This window comes from uncultured Brachyspira sp. (genome assembly GCF_944393015.1).
In the GTDB taxonomy this organism is placed as follows: domain Bacteria; phylum Spirochaetota; class Brachyspiria; order Brachyspirales; family Brachyspiraceae; genus Brachyspira.
This window is the reverse complement of record NZ_CALXYQ010000089.1, coordinates 1-4,851: the sequence shown is the minus strand read 5'-3', so window position 1 is coordinate 4,851 and position 4,851 is coordinate 1. Positions and strand designations below refer to the sequence as shown.

The following is a 4,851-nucleotide window of genomic DNA, read 5'->3' as shown; positions in this document are numbered from 1 at the left end:
TTTGCTGTTTGCTGTTTGCTGTTTGCTGTTTGCTGTTTGCTGTTTGCTGTTTGCTGTTTGCTGTTTGCTGTTTGCTGACATAAAATTATTCCTTAGATTATATTTGCAGATTATAATATATATTAAAAAAAAAATCAATATAAAATAAATAAAAAAGGTGCAAATCTCGTTTTAAAGATTTACACCCTTAATTTTTATAAAAATTTAATATTAACCAAGTATAGCCAAAAGAACTCCAGCAGCAACTGCAGAACCAATTACACCGGATACATTTGGTCCCATAGCATGCATAAGTAAAAAGTTATGAGGATTAGCCTCCTGTCCTATTTTGTTAGCAACTCTGGCAGCCATAGGAACAGCAGATACGCCAGCAGCACCAATAAGCGGATTGATTTTATCTTTGCTGAATAAATTCATAAATTTAGCAAGAAGTACTCCGCCTGCAGTACCCATAGAGAATGCTGCTAAACCTAATACCAATATACCAAGAGTTTCAAAACGCAAGAACTTATCAGCAGCTAATTTACTTCCTACTGATAAACCTAACATAATAGTAACAATATTTATTAATTCATTTTGAGCAGTTTTTGAAAGTCTTTCAGTAACACCTGATTCTCTAAGCAAATTACCAAACATAAGAGCACCAATAAGAGGAGCAGCATCAGGTAAAAATAAAGCTACAAGTATTATAACGCTAAGAGGAAAAATAATTTTTTCCCTTTTACTTACAGGGCGTAACTGTTTCATTTCAATTTTTCTTTCTTTTTCAGTAGTAAGCCATTTCATAATAGGAGGCTGAATAATAGGAACTAAAGCCATATATGAATAAGCAGCAACAGCAATAGCACCCAATAAATGAGGCGAAAGTCTTGAAGCTGTAAATATAGCTGTAGGACCATCAGCACCTCCAATAATACCTATTGAAGCGGCATCTTTCAATGAGAAAGAAATTACCGGTATGTATGTAGATATTATCATAGCACCTAATAAAGTACCGAATATACCTATTTGAGCAGCAGCACCTAATAAAGCAGTTTTAGGGTTAGCAATAAGCGGACCGAAGTCTGTCATAGCACCAACACCAATGAATATGAATAATGGGAATAAACCTGATTCAATACCAAAAGTATATATCTGACCTAAAAAACCGCCGCTGCTTATAGTAACAGGTATACCATTCATAATCTCTACTACAGGTAAAGCTGCAATATTGGCAATAGGAATATTAGCCAAAATTCCTCCCATACCTATAGGGATAAGAAGAAGCGGTTCAAAGCCTTTAGCTATAGCAAGATAAACCAAAAGCAAACCAACACAAATCATTATAGCATTCTGCCATAATGGTGCAGATTTTACTTTAATATCATTTAATTTAGTTTGATATTTTTCTTGTTTACTCTTTTCAGCTTTAACCTGAGCATCTGCTATTTCTTTTTCGCTTCTAGGAAATAAACCTCCGAAAGCAGTATTTCTCACCAAAGAAATAAGCGAATCTTTTATATTAAGAGGTTCTTGAGCACTTTCTTGAGGCAACACAACAGATGCTGTCATAAAGATAAGTGCAAATACTAAAAATATTTTTCTCATTATTTTTATCTCCTTAAAATCAGCATCTATCTATTAGCCAACTATAGCCAATTCCTGACCTGCAACTACAGCATCACCCGGTTTAACTTTTACTTCTTTAACTACTCCGCTTGCAGAAGATTTTATTTCAACTTCCATTTTCATAGCTTCTACTATTAATATAGTAGTTCCGTCTTGAACTTGTGTTCCAACAGGAGCAACTATTTTTAATACTGTACCAGGTAAACCAGCAGTAACAGGAGTAGCAGCACCGCCAGAAGCAGGAGCAGCAGATTGAGCAGCACCAGCAACTATACCATCTTTAATAGTATAATCATAGCTTACTCCATCAACTATAGCTTTTCCATTTTCTATTTTTATACCATAGCTTGATCCGCCAACTGTAACAGTAACTTCATTGCTTGTAGCTTTAACTCCTTCAGAAGCACCGCCTGCATTCTTTCTAATACCAAGTTTAGCTTCGCCTTTAAGGAATTGAATACCTTTTTCTTTACAAGCAGCTGCAATGAATACATTCTCATCAGAAAGATCTGTGATACCTGCATCTTTTAAAGCCTGTTCAGCAGCTTTTCTGCCTTTTTTAGGGTTTTTATCATCTATATCCATAGCGAGTTCAGTAGTAGGCTGTAAACCTAACTGTTCACTAGCTATTTTTACGATTTCTGGATCTGGAGTAGAAGGAGTTTTACCAAAATAACCTAATACCATTTTTCCATAACCGTCAGCAATCTTTTTCCATTCACCTTGCATTACATTATTGAATGCTTGTTGGAAATAGAACTGAGATACAGGAGTTACTGAAGTACCAAAACCGCCTTTTTTAACAACTTCTGTCATAGCTTTAATAACTTCAGGGAATCTGTTCATAACATTAATATCTCTCATCATTTGAGTATTAGCTGTTAAAGCACCACCAGGCATTGGAGCAAATGGAATCATAGGCTCTACTGTTCTACTTTCAGGTGGTAAGAAGTAATCTTTCATACATTCCTTGAATACTTCTTCAGCTTCTCTGATTTTATCTATATCTACATTAAGAGTATATTCAGTGCCTCTTAAAGCATGCCACATAACTATTAAGTCTGTTTGACAAGTACCGCCTGATACAGGAGCAGCTGAAAGGTCTATACAATCAGCACCGGCATCTAAAGCAGCTCTGTACTGAACAGCACCTATACCTGCAGTTTCATGGCTATGCATTTGTATATGTACATCTTTACCTAATATTCTTCTAGCTTCTTTAATAGTATCATAAACTACTTGAGGAGTTGTAGTACCTGAAGCATCTTTGAAACATACTGAATCAAAATCTACTTTATCTTTAATTTGAGTTAATACTTTTCCATAGAATTCAGCATCATGTGCACCTTCACATCCTGGAGGAAGTGCCATCATACTAACACATACTTGGTGTTTTAATCCTGCTTCTTTAATACATTTACCGCTGAAAATAAGGTTATTAACATCATTTAAAGCGTCAAAGTTTCTAATAGTTGTAATACCATGTTTTTTGAATAAATCAGCATGAAGCTTAATCATTTCTCTAGGCTGAGATTCCAAACCTACAACGTTAACACCTCTTGCCAAAGTTTGTAAGTTTACATCAGGACCTACAGTTTTTCTGAAAGTGTCCATTACATCAAAAGCGTTTTCATTGTTATAGAAAAATGCACTTTGGAATGTTGCACCGCCGCCTGATTCAAAATATGTAACTCCAGCTTTAACGAATGCTTCTACAGCCGGCATAAAATCTTTAGATAATACTCTAGCACCATAAACGGATTGGAAACCGTCTCTGAATGCTGTTAGCATAAATTTTATTTCTTTTTTAGCCATTATTATTTCTCCTTATTACTTGATAAAAAATTAGAATAATCATTTAGATTTACTGCTATGAACATGTGCTAAAGCAATGGCAATAGCTACCATCTTATCATTACTTGATGATACAACCGGCGGAGCAGCAGATATTTCTTCCTTAGGTGGAGGCATTAATTTATCTACTTGCGCTACTATACCAGCTACAAATTTCATAACGAAAACTAATATAATTAAAAACAATACAACAACACCCATACCTATAAGCATTATTTGTAGAGCTTCTATAATACTACTATTCATCAGAACACTCCTATTCTTAATAAATTTTAATTGCTTAATTATACATTATTTCTTGCTTATATACAAGTAAATTTACTACAAAATATAACTTTAATATCACAATATATTTGACTTTATAAAAATACTTAATATAATAATAAAAGCTAGTTAATATAATAGGATAAAAAATATGAACATTCACTCTTTTTCATCAGATATGCCGATAGCTGTTTTTGATTCCGGATTTGGCGGATTAACTGTTTTAAAGCAATTACTAAAAACATTGCCAGATGAAAATTATATATACCTTGGAGATAATGCTAATATACCTTATGGCGATAAATCAAAAGAAAAAATTATAGAACTAACATTAAAAATGGCAGACTTCTTAATAAAACAAAAATGCAAAATGATTATCATTGCATGCAATACTATATCAGCATGCACTTATCATATTTTAAAACAAAAATATGAAATACCAATAATAGAAGTTATATCAAATGGTGCAATAGATGCTTTAAATAACACAAAAAATAACAATATATCAATAATGGGTACTGAATTCACTGTTCATTCAAATGCCTATAAAGAGATGATAAACAATTACAAAAAAGAAATAAAAGTTACACAGGTAGCATGCAAAGATTTATGCCCTATGATAGAAAATGATTGGCATAGTTATGATAATAGATTAGAAGTACTCTCAAAATATTTAGAAAGTATAGATAAAAACTCTGATACTCTAATATTAGCATGCACTCATTACCCTCATATAGCAGATGATATAAAATACTTGCTTCAAAATAATATAAAAAATTCTATAAAAAATATAATAGATCCTTCATATCATACTGCAATATCAGTAAAAAAATATTTAGAAGAAAATAATTTACTTAATAACAGCAATGACAAATATATAAAAATATACACAACTGAAGATATATCAAAAGTAAATAATATAATAAATATCTTTTTACCAAAAGAAATTTACAATAATTACGCAATCAAACATTTAAATTTATAATATTTAACTAAATAATAAATATTGACATTTTTATATTTTTATAATATAATTTAAAATATGTGTAACCGCAAACCGCAAACCGCAAACCGCAAACCGCAAACCGCAAACCGCAAACCGCAAACCGCAAACCGCAAACCGCA

Annotated in this window: 4 protein-coding genes; 1 reads left to right on the top strand and 3 read right to left on the bottom strand. The window is 32.4% G+C overall.

The genetic code is table 11. The annotated features are described in order from the left end of the window. Positions 1-210 precede the first annotated feature (210 nt). Genes Q0K19_RS14855 through Q0K19_RS14845 form a run of 3 tightly spaced genes read right to left on the bottom strand, consistent with a single transcriptional unit; the run spans position 211 to position 3,708 of the window. On the bottom strand, positions 211-1,587 hold the full coding sequence (locus Q0K19_RS14855) for a sodium ion-translocating decarboxylase subunit beta (RefSeq protein WP_297249328.1): 1,377 nt from the start codon (positions 1,585-1,587) through the stop codon (positions 211-213). A gap of 33 nt (positions 1,588-1,620) precedes the next feature. Next, the gene (locus tag Q0K19_RS14850) at positions 1,621-3,423 is read right to left on the bottom strand and encodes a biotin/lipoyl-containing protein (protein ID WP_297249326.1); all 1,803 of its coding nucleotides are present in this window, start codon (positions 3,421-3,423) and stop codon (positions 1,621-1,623) included. A 39-nt stretch (positions 3,424-3,462) separates the two neighbouring features. Continuing rightward, positions 3,463-3,708 (bottom strand): OadG family transporter subunit, encoded by a 246-nt coding sequence (locus Q0K19_RS14845; RefSeq protein WP_297249324.1) that lies wholly within the window; start codon positions 3,706-3,708, stop codon positions 3,463-3,465. 169 nt (positions 3,709-3,877) lie between these two features. Here Q0K19_RS14845 and murI point away from each other — a divergent pair, with 169 nt between their 5' ends. Next, the gene (gene murI / locus Q0K19_RS14840) at positions 3,878-4,711 is read left to right on the top strand and encodes a glutamate racemase (RefSeq protein ID WP_297249322.1); all 834 of its coding nucleotides are present in this window, start codon (positions 3,878-3,880) and stop codon (positions 4,709-4,711) included. Positions 4,712-4,851: the final 140 nt, after the last annotated feature.

Coding starts and splice junctions, on each gene's coding strand:
- Q0K19_RS14855 (WP_297249328.1), bottom strand. CDS start 1,587: ATGAGAAAAATATTTTTAGTATTTGCACTTATCTTTATGACAGCATCT.
- Q0K19_RS14850 (WP_297249326.1), bottom strand. CDS start 3,423: ATGGCTAAAAAAGAAATAAAATTTATGCTAACAGCATTCAGAGACGGT.
- Q0K19_RS14845 (WP_297249324.1), bottom strand. CDS start 3,708: ATGAATAGTAGTATTATAGAAGCTCTACAAATAATGCTTATAGGTATG.
- murI (WP_297249322.1), top strand. CDS start 3,878: ATGAACATTCACTCTTTTTCATCAGATATGCCGATAGCTGTTTTTGAT.